The sequence below is a fragment of the Mangrovimonas sp. ST2L15 genome (genome assembly GCF_001280515.1).
Classification (GTDB): Bacteria; Bacteroidota; Bacteroidia; order Flavobacteriales; family Flavobacteriaceae; genus Mangrovimonas; species Mangrovimonas futianensis.
In genome coordinates this window covers 54,337-71,385 of record NZ_LBIQ01000015.1, presented here as the reverse complement: position 1 = coordinate 71,385, position 17,049 = coordinate 54,337, and the positions used below count along the sequence as shown (strand labels likewise).

The window sequence follows — 17,049 nt, the reverse complement described above, 5'->3', positions numbered from 1 at the left end:
TTGATTAAGGCTTTTTTTATGCCTAAATTTGAGATATAATATGTCTATTATGTCTTACACACCTTCAGAAACAAGATACCAAAATATGACCTACAGACGTTGTGGGAAAAGCGGTTTGCTATTACCTGAGATTTCTTTGGGTCTTTGGCACAACTTTGGTCATGTCGATGATTTGTCCAACTCCAAGAGAATATTACATACAGCTTTTGATCATGGCATTACCCACTTTGATTTGGCTAATAATTATGGGCCGCCACCGGGTTCGGCAGAAGCGAATTTCGGTAAGATACTAAAGCAAAGCTTTCTGGGATATAGGGATGAAATGGTGATTTCGACAAAGGCAGGTTATTATATGTGGCCAGGACCTTATGGCGAGTGGGGTTCCAAAAAATATCTGGTTGCTAGTTTGGATCAAAGTTTAAAACGGATGGGATTGGATTATGTGGATATTTTTTACAGCCATAGGCCAGATGATCAAACACCACTTGAAGAAACCATGGCCGCGTTAGATTTAATTGTAAGACAAGGTAAGGCTTTGTATGTAGGGATTTCTTCTTACAGTGCCGAAGATGCCAAAAAGGCAGTTGCTATATTGAAAGATTTAGGTACTCCTTGTTTGATACATCAACCTAGATATAATATGATGGATCGCTGGGTAGAGAGTGGTTTGATGGACGTTTTGGAGGAAGAAGGTATAGGATGTATTCCTTTTTCACCTTTAGAACAGGGGATTTTGACTTCCAAATATCTTAAAGGTATCCCAGAGGATTCCCGTGCTGCAAAATCAACAGGTTTTTTACAAAAGGATCAAGTGACTCATGAAAAAATAGCCAAGGCCATGGAATTAAACCAAGTGGCCGAGGAACGAAATCAATCCCTTGCCCAAATGGCCGTAGCCTGGTTACTGAAGGATAAACGAGTTACTTCCGTATTAGTTGGGGTGAGTAGTGAAAAGCAACTCTTGGATAATTTGGGAGCTCTAGATAATAAGGATTTTTCAAAACAAGAACTGGAGATTATTGAGAGCATCTTGACAACAGATTTATAACTACAATCTTCATTTAATCGGTTCAATTCGAAGATAGTTTGTATTATTGTTATACAGATGAAATCACTTTTTCTTAATCGAATATACTTCACAACTCTAGTCGTCATTTTAACTATGATGGTTCAGGGTGTAGGCCAAGAATTGCCGCCTATTGAAGTATATACCCCAAAGGATTATGGGGCAGAAAATCAAAATTGGTCCATTTCCCAATCCGATAATCAGTATATATATGTAGGAAATAACAAAGGGTTGCTGGAATTCAATGGAGCTCAATGGAATCTTTATCCCTCACCCAATGAAACCATTATAAGATCGGTTTATTCCTTGGATGATATGATTTTTACAGGCTGTTACATGGAATTCGGGGTGTGGCGTAGAAATGACGTGGGAAGGTTGAAATATGATTCATTATCGGCCCAACTTAACAAGGCGTTAATTGATGATGAGCAATTCTGGAAGATTTTTTCCATAGATGAGTATGTCCTATTTCAATCCCTAAACCGTATCTATATTTATAGTTTAAAGGATGAAACTTTTAATATCATTGATTCTAAAATTGGTATCACCAAAATGTACGAGGTAGACGGTAAGGTCTATTTTCAAAGCATAGGCGAGGGGCTTTTTCAGATTGATAATGGTATAGCGGTTTTGGTTTCCAATCATTTGATCTTAAGGGATGCTAATATTATTAATGTTTACAACAAAGGAGGTAATTTACTTGTGCAAACCATGGAAAGTGGTTTTTATGTCTTAGAAGGTTCAGTAATTGAAAAGTGGCAAATTCCTGCAAATGAATTGTTGTCAAAAGTAGGGGTGTATTGTAGTATTAAGCTTCATGATGGAAGTTTTGCTCTGGGGACTATTTCAAAGGGTCTAATTCATCTAACTACAGATGGTGAGGCTAATTATGAAATAAATCAAGCAAAGGGGTTGAGTAATAATACGGTTTTGGCCTTATTTGAAGATCAAGAGAATAATATTTGGTTGGGTCTGGATAACGGAATCAATTCTGTAAATATTACCTCTCCTTATAGGATTTACACAGATGATAAAGGTACACTAGGTACAGTATATGCTTCAATTATCTATCAAGGAAACCTCTATATAGGAACAAATCAAGGTTTGTTTTATAAACCCTTTCTTTCCAAAGAATCCTTTAAATTTATTGAGGGAACCAAAGGACAGGTTTGGTGTTTAAAGGAAATAAACAGCCAACTGTTTTGCGGACACAATCTTGGTACTTTTATAGTCAATGGTAATCGGGTTACAGAAATTTCTTCGGTTGATGGAACTTGGGATATTAAGCCCGTTCCAAAAACAAATTTATTACTGCAAGGGAATTATAATGGATTGAATGTTTTGGAAAACCGTGCAGGTGAATGGAGTTTCAGAAATAGGATAGAGGGATTTCAAAATTCTTCGAAGTATTTTGAACTTTTGGATGAACATACTGTATTTGTAAGTCATGAATACAAAGGGGTGTATAGAATTGAAGTGGATAACGATTATAGAAAAGCACTTCAAGTTGAAAAGGATTCAATCAATAAGGGATTAAATTCTAGTATTGTTAAATACCAAGATAAAATACTATATGCATACAGGCAGGGTGTTTTTTCATATGAAAAACAATCAAATGTTTTTAAAAGAGATAGCGTTTTGAGTCAACTATTTCCTAATAATAAATATACTTCGGGTAAGTTGGTGGTTACTGATGATCAAATGTTATGGGGGTTCTCAAAGAAGAATTTAAGCTTTGTCGCTAAGGGTAAACTAACTAATGATTTGGAGGTTTACCATATTTCATTTCCCAGTGAGCTACGAAAGGGAATGACCGGATATGAAAGTATTTCAAGTCTTGGAGATTCAAAGTATTTGTTTGGTTCATCTACAGGTTATACGATTATTGATCTTAACAACATTGTAGAAAAGGAATATGAAATTACTATCAATACTATCAAAAATTACAAGTTAAATGAAACACCAAAATTGATTGGTTCTCATGATAATGCAGAATTTGAAACTAAGTCCAATAATTTTGAATTTACCTTCAGTATCCCTGAGTTTGATAAATTTCAAGAGCCTGAGTATCAATATCGTTTAGAGGGCTTTAATAATGAATGGAGCGCTTGGTCAAATTCACCATCAGAATTGTTTGAAAATTTACCATTTGGAACCTATACATTTAAGGTGCGGGGAAGAGTGGGAGATAGTTTGACTACAAATACTTCAGAATATTCCTTTGTAATTAATCGTCCTTGGTACTTGTCCACAATTGCCATTATATTATATGTTATAGGCTTTATTATGTTGGCGTTACTTACTCATTTTATCTATAATAGATACTACAAGAATCAACAAGCAAAACTTCTTTTGGAAACTGAACGTGAGATGGAAATGAAGGAGATGGCTAGTAAGCAACAGTTCATGAAGCTTAAAAATGAAAAACTGGAGCAGGATGTTGATAACAAGAATCGTGAGTTGGCTATTTCAACAATGAGTTTGATTAAGAAAAATGAATTCTTACACACTATTAAAAATGAACTCAAAAAATCTAAGGAGGATAAGAATGTGAAATCAGTCATTCGGATAATTGATCGCAATTTGAATAATACAGATGACTGGACCTTCTTTGAGGAAGCCTTTAACAATGCAGATAAAGACTTCTTGAAGAAAATGAAAGCAAAGCATCCAGCTTTGACACCCAATGATTTGAAATTATGTGCCTATTTAAGGCTGAATTTGTCTTCAAAAGAGATTGCTCCATTATTGAATATATCTCCTAAAAGCGTGGAAGTTAAACGATATCGTTTGCGAAAAAAGATGGATTTACCGCATGATGCTAGCTTAACAAATTACATTCTTGAAATTTAAGACCTTAACAGTTTTAAAAAATACCCATACATTACCACTACATTAACATATTTTAAGCCAACTAAAACGTTTTAGGTTAATTTTTTTAACTTTTCTCAAACCGCAGTTTTAAAGGGTTTGTATTATTATATTCTTAAAAAAAACACTTAAATATACATTGTATGTTTTTTGTTGTGTATGTTTTTGAATAATTCGCAATGTATTGTTCTAATTTTAAACAACTAATAAAAGTTCAGACTAATTATGAATTCAAAAATTTTAACATTTACATTATTCTTATTAATGTCGATGTTGTCTGTCGCACAGGAAGTCAACATCACAGGTACAGTATTGGATGCAGATTCCGATATGCCTTTACCTGGTGTTAATGTCATTATTAAAAACACCACAAAAGGGGTGGCTACAGATTTTGATGGAAATTTTTCATTGGAAGGTGTACCGCTAAGTTCTACTCTGGTATTTTCTTATGTAGGTTTTGTCACTAAAGAAGTCCAGGTCATTAATTCAAATCCAATAACGGTTCAGCTTATGCCTGATAGCCAATCATTGGATGAGGTTGTTATTGTTGGATATGGGCAACAAAAGGTAACTAATGTTTCTGGTTCCATTTCAACAGTTAAGAGTGAAGCTTTGGAGCAACTCAAACCTGTAAGGGTTGAAGAGGCTCTGCAAAGTCAAGCTACAGGGGTTAATATTGTTTCAACAGGTTCGCCTGGTGCAGCTCCTGCTATTGCGATTCGTGGAATTGTTTCCAATGCTGGAAGTAGTCCATTAGTAGTGATCGATGGTATTCAACAATCTATAGCTGATTTGAATGCCTTAAATCCATCAGATGTTGAATCCATGAACGTTTTGAAAGACGCAGCCACAGCTGCAATTTATGGAGTTAAAGGTGGTAACGGGGTTATTTTAGTAACCACCAAATCAGGAAACAAGAGTGGGAAAACTACTTTTAATTTTGATTCAAGTTATGGAATTCAAGAGGTTACTCGCACTATTGATGTTCTTAATGCCAGTGAATATGCCGCTATTTTAAATGAAGCTAGTTCCAATGCAGGACAAGGTCTTGTTTTTGATAACATAGGCAATTTAGGAGTTGGAACTAATTGGCAGGATGAGGTGCTTAAGGATGCACCAATTCAAAGTCATAATGTGAGTGCAGCAGGAGGTTCAGATAATATGACCTATTTTATCTCTGGAGGGTATCTAGGACAAGATGGTGTAGTTGGTGGTGGTGATAAGTCTTATTTCGATAGGATTACCTTGGCTGAAAGATTAAACATTGACCTATCTGATAAGTTTAAAGTGTTGGTCAACAATAATTATGCTAATATTAAAGGTAAAGCCTTGGCAGAAAATAGTATTACAAGTGTGCTTTCCAATGCTTTGAACTTTGATCCTACGCTACCAGTTTATGATGATAATGGTAATTATAGTATTAGTGATAACATTACTCAGGAAATCGTTAATCCTTTAGCATTAATTGATAACACCTATAATAATAACAATACCAACAAATGGTTTGGTAAGCTGGAACTTCAATATGAGCCTATTGAGGATTTGAGGATTTCTTCAAGATTCAGTTATACTTATGTAGATGTGTACAATAAAAGTTTCTCTCCATTAGTATTTTATGGTGTAGGTCATACCGCTACAAACGCCAATCCAGATCTTTCACCAATAGTGACAGTCGATCCTGAAACAGGAGAAGAGACTTCTACTCATAACAGAGTAAATGAGTCTAAAACAACTTATTTTACTTACACCTATGAACTATTTGGTAACTACGATTTCAGTATAAATGAAGCTCATAACTTCCAGACTGTAGCTGGGATGTCCCTTCAAAGATATAAGGGAGAAGGCTTAAGTGGATCAGCACAAGATATTCCATTTAACTCTTGGGAATATGCAGATATAGCATCGGCTACTGGAGATTTAGCATCTCAACAAACAGGATCTTGGTCTGATGTTAAAAGGAACATTTCCTATTTTGGAAGAGTTAATTACGACTATAAAGACCGATATTTACTGTCATTTACGGGAAGAGTAGATGGTTCAACTGTTTTTGGAACAGATAATAAATATGGTTTCTTCCCTTCAGGTTCTTTAGGTTGGGTGCTTTCTAATGAAGAATTCTTTGATGTTAATGGCATTGATTTTCTAAAACTAAGAGGAAGTTATGGTAATGTTGGTAATGACAATATCTCTAACCAATTTTCAAGTATTTCAACCTTTCCTAAATATACTTTCGATGGCAATATAATTGCGGGTTCTACACTAGGAACCATACCAGATGAAACGGTGTCATGGGAAAGTCAAATTCAAATGAATGCTGGTCTAGACATCAGATTGCTTGATAATTCCTTATCTTTTACAGGAGACTATTATCAAAAAACAACTGAGGATTTATTGTTCGCTCCAGTATTACCTCCTTCAGCAGGAACAGTAACTTCGCCTCCTACAAATATTGGTACTTCAAAAACAAACGGTTTTGATTTGTCATTAACTTATAATAAAACAGTTTCTGAGGACTTTTCTATCAATACAAGTTTAAATGTAACTACGGTTAATACCGAGGTAACTGAGGTAAATAATGATAGTAAAAGACAAGATGGTGCTGGATACGGAATTCCTTTTACCGTTATCAATCGCTTTGAAGAAGGTTACTCTCCATGGTATTTCTATGGGTACAAAACCGATGGTATTTTCCAAAGTCAATCAGAGATTGATGGTCACGCTACCCAAAACGGAGCGCAACCAGGAGATATCAGATTTGTAGATGTTAATGGAGACGGTGTTATAGATGATTTGGACAGAACCGAAATTGGGAATCCATTTCCAGATTTCACCTTGGGATGGAACTTAAGTATCAACTACAAGAGTTTTGATTTCAATGTTTCCACATTTGCTTCAGTTGGTAATGATATTTACAGAGCTTATGAGAGAAATTCGGCGTTCACCAACCGTTCAGCTAGAACTTTAGATAGATGGACAGGTCCAGGAACTAGTAACTCAGAACCTAGAGTCACTTTTGTGGACAACAATAACAATACACGAGCTTCTGATAGATATATCGAGGACGGAAGTTATTTCAGGTTCAAGAACATACAATTGGGCTATACCCTGCCAAAATCACTTTATGATGCAACAGGTTTAAACAATGTTAGAATTTATGCTCAAGTTAAAAATGCCTTCACTTTTACCAAGTATTCTGGTTATGACCCAGAAGTTACAGCCGGAAGTTTTGTAGATACTGGTATTGATAGAGGTGCATATCCTATTCCAAGAATTTGGATGATGGGTATCAATGTTAAATTTTAAAAAAATGAGATCTATGAAATATTTTAAACACACTTTAATGATTTGCGGTATGCTGCTGACTTTTCAGGCATGTTCAGATTATGTAGACCTTGAAGCTTCAGAAGTGTATCAGATTGATGCAGATTCTTACTTCCAATCCGAAGCCAATTATCAGGCAGCACTTATAGGAAGTTATGATCCATTACAATGGTTGTACTTAAATACCTTGATAGGAGATATAGCGTCTGACAATTCTTTTTGTGGGGGCGAAAGCGCCACAGACGTTATAGGGTTGCAACAAATTGACGATATGACCCACTACCCTCAAAATGATAATTTAACCTCTATCTGGAGGTGGTGTTTTGAAGGCGTGAATAGGGTTAATTATATGGAAGAAAACAAAAACAAAATTGATTTTGATGGCAAAGCAGCACTTTATGGTGAAGCCTATTTTTTAAGATCATATTATTATTTTGAATTAGTCAAATTCTTTGGTGGCGTTCCATTGATCACAGACAGACGTTTAGATGCCTCTGATACTGGAACGCTTCAAAGAGCTTCAAAAGAGGAAGTTTATGCTCAGATTGAAGCCGATTTGCTAAATGCTATTGACGTGTTGCCTGCATCTCAAAACCAAGCAGGACGCGTAACCAAATCTGCGGCTCAAGCTTTGCTAGGAAAAGTTTACTTATATCAAGATAAATTTTCTGAAGCTGCGTCCATGTTACAAAATGTAATTGGTCTTTACAGTTTGGTGCCTGATTATGGCAGTCAATTCTTGAAGTCTGGTGAGAATGGTCCAGAATCTGTATTTGAAATTCAATATTCTAATGAATCTGAATGGTGGGATTGGGGTTGCCCAACCTGTGGTGAGGGTAATTTTGGAATTATCCATAATGGGCCAAGAGCTTATTCAGGTCCTGAATTTGCAACAGGGTGGAGCTTTAATTTGCCAACCCCTAATCTATATAATTCTTTTGATGAAGCCGATTCCCGTAGAGATGCTTCCATCTTGGATATTGAGGCATGGGCAGCTGAAACTGGTGCAAGTTATGCTGAAGGTTATGAACATACAGGATATTATAACAGAAAATATATCCCAAGAGCCGGAGAAAGTGGAGCTCAGACTGAATTAAATTATTTGAATAATTACAGAGCTATTAGATATGCCGATGTATTACTAATGGCTGCTGAAGCTAATGCTCGTGGTGGAATCAATGAGGATTTGGCAAGAAATTACTTGAACCAAGTGCGCCAACGTGCTTTTGGAAACAGTGACCATAATATCAGCACTTCAGGGCAAGCCTTAGTTCAAGCTATTTGGAATGAGAGAAATTTAGAACTTTCCATGGAAGGTCATAGGTTCTTTGATTTGGTAAGAACTGGTCAAGCGGCTTCAGTTATTGATGGATTTGTGACAGGCAAACATGAATTATTCCCAGTTCCTCAGTTAGAAGTGGATATATCTGGATTAAACCAAAACCCTCAATACTAAAACAAATGATAATGAAACAATTAAAATATATATTCCAACTGTTTTTGATAGCTACTTTGGCACTCACTTGTGCTGAAGACGATGACAATGCCGATTTTGTCCAAACTGCAAAAGCACCTTCAAATGTGGAGATTACATTTGATGTTACCCAAGATAATAGTGGAATGGTAACTATTATTCCGACGGCCGAAGGAGCGGTTTCTTTTGATGTGGTTTTTGGAGATGCTTCAGAAAATGAGGAGCTTCCCAATGGCGAGTTTGCAGAACATATTTACGAAGAAGGAACTTATAATGTGAGTGTCATTGCTAAAGGAATTACCGGATTAACTACAGAAGCTAGTCAGCAATTGGTGGTTTCCTTTTCAGCACCACAAAATTTAGAAGTAACCATAGAAAATGACCAAGCAGTTTCAAAACAAGTTAATGTAACTGCTACAGCAGAGTATGCTATTACTTATGATGTGTACTTTGGAGAGGCAGGAAATGATGATCCTGTATCTGGAGACATTGGAGAGACGGTTTCTTATACCTACCAAGAGCCAGGTATTTATACCATAACTGTGGTAGCCATGGGTGCAGCTATTGAGACTACAACTTATACCGAAGAGTTTGAAGTGACTGAAATCCTTCAGCCAATAAATCCTGCTCCTACCCAACCTGCAAGGTACGAGTCAGATTATATTTCAATTTTTGCCGGCGCTTATAACGATGTGCCTGGAACAGATTATAATCCAGACTGGGGGCAATCTGGTCAGGGAAGTAGTTATGCTATGTTCAATTTGAATGGCGATGAGATGCTTCAGTATATCAACTTAAGTTATCAGGGTGTTCAATTTGGGGAAACTGTTGATGCTTCAGCCATGGAATATCTGCACCTAGATGTATGGACGGCAGATGTGGATCAAATACAAGTGTTCCCTATCAGTTTGGCGACGGGTGAGCAACAGGTAACTCAAGATTTAACCGCTGGAGAATGGAATGGTTTTGATATTCCCCTTTCAGCGTTTACCGATCAAGGTTTATCCATGGCGGATTTGCACCAATTTAAGTTTGTTGGTGAGCCATGGGCAGCTGGAACGGTCTTTATTGATAATTTATATTTCTGGAAAGCACCAGCTGCTGCTTCAGGATTAGAGGGTGTATGGCAATTAGCGCCAGAGGCCGGTGCACTTATGGTAGGACCAAGCCCAGGTAGTGGTGAGTGGTGGACCAGTGATGCCCAGGTTGTAGCTGATAGAGCTTGTTATTTTGATGATTATTATGTGTTTAATATGGATGGTAGTTTCCAAAATGAACTTCAAGGCGAAACTTGGCTTGAAACATGGCAAGGTGTAGCAGCAGAACAATGCGGCGTGCCTGTTGCTCCTCATGACGGATCAGCAAATGCCACATTTATTTATGATGAGGGCGCTGGTACTTTAACCGTGAATGGCACCGGAGCTTATATTGGATTACCTAAGGCAAACAATGAAGGGGAGTTGCCCAATGTCGCTGTTCCGAGTTCTATCACATACAACGTTACCTTAATGGATAATAACAATACCATGATTGTAAGTGTTGAAGCCGGTGCCGGAGTTTTCTGGACCTATAAATTGGTAAGATACATATCGCCAATTGTTGGAACATGGCAGTTGGCACCAGAGGCTGGATCCTTGATGGTAGGTCCTTCTCCTGGTAGTGGAGAGTGGTGGTCTATCGATGAGCAATCTGTCTCTGATAGAGCATGTTACTATGACGATTCTTATGTGTTTATGTCAGATGGATCTTTCAGTAACGTTTTAGGAGATGAAACATGGTTGGAGGCTTGGCAAGGTGTTGAGTCTGATCAATGTGGTGCTCCTGTTGCGCCGCATGACGGATCTGGTTCAGCAAGTTTCAGTTTTGATGAAGCATCAGGAAGCTTGACTTTAAGTGGTTCAGGAGCTTATCTAGGATTGCCTAAGGTGAATAATGAAGGAGAATTACCTGGTGTTGCCGTACCTAATAGTATTACTTATGAGACCACATGGATTGACAATAATACAATTACAGTATCCATTGAATCAGGATCTGGAGTGTTCTGGACTTATAAGCTTATTAAAATTTAAAAAATGAAAAGATGAAGTATTTAAAATATATCTATAAAGTATGTCTCTTATCTGTGCTCATTGTTATTAGTGGTTGTGAAAAAGATGAGTATGAATTTGGAGAGATAGTAAACCCTTCTAATTTAACAATCTCAGCTGAGATTGTAGGGCAAGATGCCGATAATCCTTATGGAGATGGAAGTGGTGAAGTGCATTTCAATGCCTCGGCAGATAATGCGATCACCTACAAGTATATTTACAACGGATCGGAAACTATGACTCCAAATGGGACAAAGTCCTACAGTTTTGGAGTAACAGGAGTTCATACCTATACGGTTACCGTTTTAGCCATAGGTACAGCAGGTGTAACATCAAGCGCAACGATAGATGTTGAGGTATTGGCATTGTATAACCCACCGGCAGATCTTATCACAATGTTGACTGCTGATGGTACTAGAACTTGGCGAATCAAAGCTGAGACTGCTGGTCATTTTGGAGTTGGTCCCGCAGATGAAACTAGCCCAATATGGTGGGCTGCCGGTCCATATGATAAGGATGGTAAAGGGGCCTATGATGATACTTGGGAATTTAATGTGGATGGTACTTTTACGCATATCACAAACGGTACTGGTTATGGACAGGCCGGAGCTTTGGATGCTGATTTTGGTGTTGGAGGACAAACACCTAATGGTGATAATGAGTATGAAAATTATCCGTTGGAAAACTATTCTGGAAACTGGACGCTTAGCGCTCCAGGAGGACAGGAAACTTTAAGTTTTTCAAATTTAGGATATCATGGATTCTATGTAGGCGGTGATCACAGTTACCAAATATTATCTCGATCTGATAATGAAATGACTATGAAAACAGTCGGTTCAGATGGTAATGGATGGTTTGTGATTTTTATCGCAGATTAAATAGGTTAGGGGGTAAGTGATTTCATTTGCCCCTTTAAAAAGTATGTAATTGAATAATGAAAAATAGTAACAAATTGATAGCACATATTCTGATTAGTTTAATGACGGTTTGGAGTATATCTTGCTCCAGTGGAGATGATCCTTCTGATAATTCTAATAATGGAAATCCAACAGAGGAGCCCATTTACCCCTCTGGATTAACGCTTCAAATAAGTAAGGTGGGATCTGATTCAGAAAATCCTAATGGGGATGGTTCAGGATTGATACAATGTGTTGCCTCTGCAGATGATGCTGTAAAATATGGCTTCCGATTCGGAAATGGAACTGAGATGGAAAGTTTGGATGGTACCATGGAATTTACCTATACCTCTCCTGGGACCAATCAATATACAGTATATGTGTATGCTTACTCTGCCACCGATCATAGTGTGAATACATCGCAAACCATTACACTATATGTTGATGATACGTATGAGTTGGTTTGGTCAGATGAGTTTGATGTGGATGGTGCTCCAGATTCCAGTAAATGGGGGTACAATATTGGAACCGGTCAAAATGGATGGGGTAACAATGAATCTCAATATTATACCAACCGTCCGGAGAATGCGATAGTAGAAAATGGGATGTTAAAAATCACTGCAAAACGTGAGAACTATTTGGGCTCAGAATTTACTTCAGCAAGAATGTTAACAAAAGATAAGTATGAGTTCACTTATGGCAAACTTGAAATCAGAGCCAAATTACCTTCTGGAGGAGGTACTTGGCCTGCATTATGGTTGCTAGGGGCCAATATAGATGAAGTAAGTTGGCCTGCCTGCGGTGAAACCGATATTATGGAGCATGTAGGAAATAATGAAGGTTTTGTTCAAAGTGCGATACATACACCATCAAGTTTTGGTAACACCACTAATCTTGGTGGCCAAACGATAGGGGATGTGACCAGCCAGTTTCATGTTTATGAGTTGGAATGGACTCCCGAAAAAATGGTGTTTTCAGTAGATGGAAACGTGCATTATACCTATCAACCAGCAAATAAAAATGACCAGACCTGGCCGTTTGACTTAGACCAATTTATCATTATGAATGTGGCAATTGGAGGCAATCTGGGAGGTACAATAGATCCCGAATTTATGGAGGGAACTATGGAAGTAGACTATGTAAGGGTATATCAATAATTTATCATGAAAAGATTATCAATTTATTTAGGGACAATTTGTCTCCTGGGAACGCTATGTTCTTGTACTAACTTTTCTCAGGGTCAAGAAATAGGATCTGTTTCCATGAAATCAGGAACTGTGGAACTTGATTCGGAAATTGAAGGAAAAGTAGATTCGTTACTTTCTTTGATGACTTTGGAGGAGAAAATCGGTCAAATGAATCAGTATAGCGGTTTTTGGGATGTCACTGGACCTAAACCTGAAGGTGGGTCGGAGGCCAAAAAATATGAGGATTTAAGAAAGGGATTAGTTGGCTCTATGCTTAACGTTACTGGTGCCAAAGAAGTTCTTGAGGTTCAGAAAATAGCAGTGGAGGAGACCCGATTGGGGATTCCATTGCTTATTGGATTTGATGTGGTTCATGGGTTTAAAACTGTTAGTCCTATTCCATTGGCAGAGTCCGCCAGTTGGGATATGGAAGCTATAAAAAGATCTGCGGAGGTGGCTGCTAAAGAAGCTGCTGTAAGTGGAATAAATTGGACTTTTGCTCCAATGGTTGATATTACAAGAGATGCCAGATGGGGAAGAGTTATGGAAGGGGCTGGTGAAGATCCTTTTTTGGGAAGTGCCATTGCGAAAGCAAGAGTGACAGGTTTTCAAGGGGATGATTTGACTTCTCCTTATACGATTGCTGCATGCGCCAAACATTTTGCTGCTTATGGTTTTGCTGAATCGGGAAGAGATTACAATACAGTCGATGTAGGTACCTCTACCTTGTACAATATTGTTTTTCCACCATTCTTGGCAGCAAAAGAAGCAGGAGTCAGAACCTTTATGAATTCATTCAATGAAATAAATGGTGTGCCGGCTACGGGAAATGCTTGGTTGCAAAGAGAAATTTTGAAAGGAAAATGGGATTTCAATGGTTTTATGGTTTCTGATTGGGGGTCTATCAATGAGATGATTTCGCATGGACAAGCTGAAAACGGAAAATATGCTGCTGAAAGAGCTGTAATCGCTGGGTCAGATATGGATATGGAATCTTACCATTATCTTAATTATTTGGCGGAATTGGTAGAAGAGGGTAAGGTAAGTGAAGACTTAATAAATGATGCAGTAAGGAGAATTCTCAGAGTGAAATTTGAATTGGGACTTTTTGAAAATCCTTATCAGTACAGTGATCCATCGGTCGAAAATGAAGTTGTGGGAAGTCAAGAAATTCAGGATGCCGTTTTGGATATGGCTAAGAAGTCTATTGTGCTTTTAAAAAATGAAAAGAGCCTGCTTCCACTTAAAAGATCGGGACAAAACATTGTAGTAATTGGTGCATTGGCTAGTGATAAAACAAGTCCTTTGGGGAATTGGCGAACTGGTGCCGAGAATGGTACGGCGGTTTCATTACTTGAAGGATTGCAACAATATCAGGGAAACACTATCACCTATGTTAAAGGACCAGCCTTTGTGGATGGCGAGATATCTTTTCCAAAACAATTGCAAATAAATCAAACAAAAACTTCAGGTATGATAGAGGCAGTGAACGCTGCCAAAAAAGCAGATATTGTGCTTGTTGCTTTGGGTGAGCATGGTATGCAAACAGGAGAAGGTAGAAGTCAAGTAGATATTGGGTTGCCAAAATTACAACAACAACTGCTAGAAGAAGTTTATAAGGCGAATCCCAATGTAGTTTTAGTGCTGCACAATGGAAGACCAGTAGCTATTCCATGGGCCGCCGAACATATTCCTTCCATTTTAGAGGTTTGGCAGTTGGGAACGCAAAGTGGACATGCCATAGCCCAAGTATTATATGGAGATTATAACCCTAGCGGAAAATTACCGATGACTTTTCCGAAGGCCGTTGGTCAAGTGCCTATTTACTATAATCGTAAAAGTACAGGTAGACCTAATGAGCCCGCTCCAGGAGAGGTTTTTTGGTCTCATTATACAGATATGGATAACGATCCCTTATTTCCATTTGGACATGGCTTAAGTTATACCCAATTTGAATATCAAGATTTAAAAGTGGAGGTTGATCCTAGTCAAGTATTGGTTTCATTCGAATTGAAGAATATTGGAGATTTGGATGGAAAAGAAGTTGTTCAGGTATACATCCAAGATGTTTTTGCGAGTATTACGCGACCAGTCAAGGAGTTAAAGGGATTTGAGTTGGTCAGTCTAAAAGCTGGAGAGTCTAAAACCCTAAACTTTATTTTGACCGATAAGGAATTGGGATTTTATAATAATCAGGGTGAATTTTTAGTGGAGCCTGGTGACTTTAAAGTATTTGTAGGGGGTAGCTCAAATACAGTATTAGAGTCAGAATTTAACTTGGCACAACAGCTTCGTTGAACTGAGGTTTGATGTTAAGTTTCAGGTGATGCTTGTTGCCTTGATTTTTTAAAAAAGGTTCTGAATGGTCAGAACCTTTTTTGATTTTAGTTCTTATTAGAAATTGCAGATTATAGCTCCTTTAAGGTTGTTGGAAAATTTACAAAACATTAAGCCTATAAATTTGGTAATTCAATTAAAAGGTAAAATATTCGCAGTTGGAAATATTTTCATTAGGGTATTAACAATTTTATTGCATAAAAAGTAAAAAATATCTATCTTAGAATATAGATTATGCCATCCAAGACGACATTAAAAGATTTAGCGAATTTAGCTGGGGTATCTGTTTCAACAGTATCTAAAGCATTGAATGACAGTCCTGAAATTGGATTGAAAACGAGAGTTCGCATTAAAGAAATTGCAGAGTCCTGCAACTACATACCCAATAACATTGCTAGAAGCTTAAAGTCAAAATCCACCAAAACTATTGGGGTTGTGATTCCGGCTATTTTGTTGGAATTTTTCAGTAAAGTACTTTATGGGATTGAGATTGAAGCCACTAAAAGAGGCTACAAACTAATTATCTGTCTCAGTAATGAAAAGCAGAAAAAGGAGAGTGAGAGTATAGATACTTTTATCAATGGAAGTGTTGACGGTATTATATTGTCTTTGGCAGAAGAAACACAACGTTTAAAAAGTTACGCGCATCTCGATAAAGTTTCAAAGTACAATGTGCCCATGGTTATGTTTGATAGGGTGACAAAAGATGTATTTTGTGACACGGTAACTATAGATGACTTTGAATGTTCTTATGAAGCAACGTCTTTTTTAGCAGATCATGGCTCCAAACATATTGCCTTTGTCAATCCAATTAGTAATATTAGTGTGGGGCAACTGCGTTGTGAAGGGTATTTAAAAGCCTTGAAGGACAGAAATTTAAAACCTTTAATAATTGATGTAGATCATTACAATCAAATTGAAAAGGACTTAACTAGAACCTTGAAGGAGCAAAAGATAGATGGAGTGGTATGTGCAGATGAATACTCCGCTATTTTGACCATAAATGTGGCTCGATTAAATGGGTTTGATGTTCCAAATGACATAGCTGTTATTGGATTTACTAATGGATTAATGTCTGAACATTCTATACCTTCACTAACAGTTGTTAGTCAGCATGCGGAAAATATAGGTAAGAAAGCTGTCGAATTGTTAATTGATAGATTAGAAGGGAAATTGGTGAGTGATCCTGTCCACGAAGTTATCCATACTCATATTATTGAGCGAAATTCCACAAAGAAACTTAATTAGCATGTTCTAATAATAAAAGAAAAAGTCTTACCAAACGGTAAGACTTTTTTCTATCTATCAAAAGTAAATCTTTCTTAGTGACCGTCTGTAGCTTCTTCAACAGCATCACCAACAGCTTCTCCAGCTTCTTTGGTTTCTTCAACAGCAGTATCCATGGCCTCTCCAACTTCTTCCAAAGCACCTTCAGTTGCCTCTTCAGTGTCTTGAGCAGCCTCTTCGATAGCATCACCAGTGTCTTCTGCTGCCTCTTCGATAGCATCACCTGTGTTTTCCATTGATTCTTCTACGCTTTCTTCATTTTTGGTATCTCTACAAGAAGAGATTGTAAATCCTAAAGTTAGTAATAGAGCTACGCTTAAAAATAGTCTTTTCATTAGTGTAAAGTTTTTAGTGTTTAATAAAATTAATATATAGAATTACCTCTCAGTAATTTTATGTTAAATATTGTTTTTTAGGATCATTAATTTTTTTGCAGTTTCATAGTCTTTATCACTGTTTTAACCCAAGTTTAAAAATGTTTAAAGAATGTCAGCTACAATTTTGTGAACAATTTATTTAAAGA

10 protein-coding genes are annotated in these 17,049 nt (G+C 37.3%); 9 read left to right on the top strand and 1 reads right to left on the bottom strand.

What is annotated here, in order from left to right; genetic code table 11:
- Positions 1-49 precede the first annotated feature (49 nt).
- The 9 genes from mgrA (at position 50) to ZA07_RS00635 (ending at position 16,487) form a co-directional block, all read left to right on the top strand.
- On the top strand, positions 50-1,048 hold the full coding sequence (gene mgrA / locus ZA07_RS00675; RefSeq protein WP_053969810.1) for an L-glyceraldehyde 3-phosphate reductase: 999 nt from the start codon (positions 50-52) through the stop codon (positions 1,046-1,048).
- A 57-nt stretch (positions 1,049-1,105) separates the two neighbouring features.
- Entirely contained in the window at positions 1,106-3,919 is a 2,814-nt protein-coding gene (locus tag ZA07_RS00670; protein ID WP_231628603.1) for a LuxR C-terminal-related transcriptional regulator, read from the top strand.
- Between the two features lie 243 nt (positions 3,920-4,162).
- Complete coding sequence (locus ZA07_RS00665; RefSeq protein WP_082316477.1) at positions 4,163-7,240, top strand: TonB-dependent receptor; 3,078 nt, start codon at positions 4,163-4,165, stop codon at positions 7,238-7,240.
- A gap of 13 nt (positions 7,241-7,253) precedes the next feature.
- On the top strand, positions 7,254-8,714 hold the full coding sequence (locus tag ZA07_RS00660) for a RagB/SusD family nutrient uptake outer membrane protein (protein WP_053969868.1): 1,461 nt from the start codon (positions 7,254-7,256) through the stop codon (positions 8,712-8,714).
- 11 nt (positions 8,715-8,725) lie between these two features.
- Positions 8,726-10,801, top strand: a complete 2,076-nt coding sequence (locus ZA07_RS00655; RefSeq protein WP_053969807.1) for a PKD domain-containing protein — start codon at positions 8,726-8,728, stop codon at positions 10,799-10,801.
- A gap of 11 nt (positions 10,802-10,812) precedes the next feature.
- The gene (locus ZA07_RS00650; RefSeq protein ID WP_082316476.1) at positions 10,813-11,697 is read left to right on the top strand and encodes a hypothetical protein; all 885 of its coding nucleotides are present in this window, start codon (positions 10,813-10,815) and stop codon (positions 11,695-11,697) included.
- 56 nt (positions 11,698-11,753) lie between these two features.
- Positions 11,754-12,872 (top strand): family 16 glycosylhydrolase, encoded by a 1,119-nt coding sequence (locus ZA07_RS00645; RefSeq protein WP_053969805.1) that lies wholly within the window; start codon positions 11,754-11,756, stop codon positions 12,870-12,872.
- Between the two features lie 6 nt (positions 12,873-12,878).
- Positions 12,879-15,200, top strand: a complete 2,322-nt coding sequence (gene bglX, locus ZA07_RS00640) for a beta-glucosidase BglX (RefSeq protein WP_053969804.1) — start codon at positions 12,879-12,881, stop codon at positions 15,198-15,200.
- 273 nt (positions 15,201-15,473) lie between these two features.
- The gene (locus tag ZA07_RS00635; RefSeq protein ID WP_053969803.1) at positions 15,474-16,487 is read left to right on the top strand and encodes a LacI family DNA-binding transcriptional regulator; all 1,014 of its coding nucleotides are present in this window, start codon (positions 15,474-15,476) and stop codon (positions 16,485-16,487) included.
- Positions 16,488-16,561: 74 nt separating this feature from the next.
- Here ZA07_RS00635 and ZA07_RS00630 read toward each other — a convergent pair whose 3' ends face one another.
- Positions 16,562-16,861 carry a hypothetical protein gene (locus ZA07_RS00630; RefSeq protein WP_053969802.1) on the bottom strand — a complete coding sequence of 100 codons (300 nt, stop codon included), beginning with the start codon at positions 16,859-16,861 and terminating at the stop codon, positions 16,562-16,564.
- Between the last annotated feature and the right edge of the window lie 188 nt (positions 16,862-17,049).

What these genes read in the sequence shown, in the direction of transcription:
- ZA07_RS00635 (WP_053969803.1), top strand. Translation starts at nt 15,474, where the DNA reads ATGCCATCCAAGACGACATTAAAAGATTTAGCGAATTTAGCTGGGGTA.
- ZA07_RS00655 (WP_053969807.1), top strand. Translation starts at nt 8,726, where the DNA reads ATGAAACAATTAAAATATATATTCCAACTGTTTTTGATAGCTACTTTG.
- ZA07_RS00650 (WP_082316476.1), top strand. Translation starts at nt 10,813, where the DNA reads ATGAAGTATTTAAAATATATCTATAAAGTATGTCTCTTATCTGTGCTC.
- bglX (WP_053969804.1), top strand. Translation starts at nt 12,879, where the DNA reads ATGAAAAGATTATCAATTTATTTAGGGACAATTTGTCTCCTGGGAACG.
- mgrA (WP_053969810.1), top strand. Translation starts at nt 50, where the DNA reads ATGTCTTACACACCTTCAGAAACAAGATACCAAAATATGACCTACAGA.
- ZA07_RS00670 (WP_231628603.1), top strand. Translation starts at nt 1,106, where the DNA reads ATGAAATCACTTTTTCTTAATCGAATATACTTCACAACTCTAGTCGTC.
- ZA07_RS00630 (WP_053969802.1), bottom strand. Translation starts at nt 16,861, where the DNA reads ATGAAAAGACTATTTTTAAGCGTAGCTCTATTACTAACTTTAGGATTT.
- ZA07_RS00660 (WP_053969868.1), top strand. Translation starts at nt 7,254, where the DNA reads ATGAAATATTTTAAACACACTTTAATGATTTGCGGTATGCTGCTGACT.
- ZA07_RS00665 (WP_082316477.1), top strand. Translation starts at nt 4,163, where the DNA reads ATGAATTCAAAAATTTTAACATTTACATTATTCTTATTAATGTCGATG.
- ZA07_RS00645 (WP_053969805.1), top strand. Translation starts at nt 11,754, where the DNA reads ATGAAAAATAGTAACAAATTGATAGCACATATTCTGATTAGTTTAATG.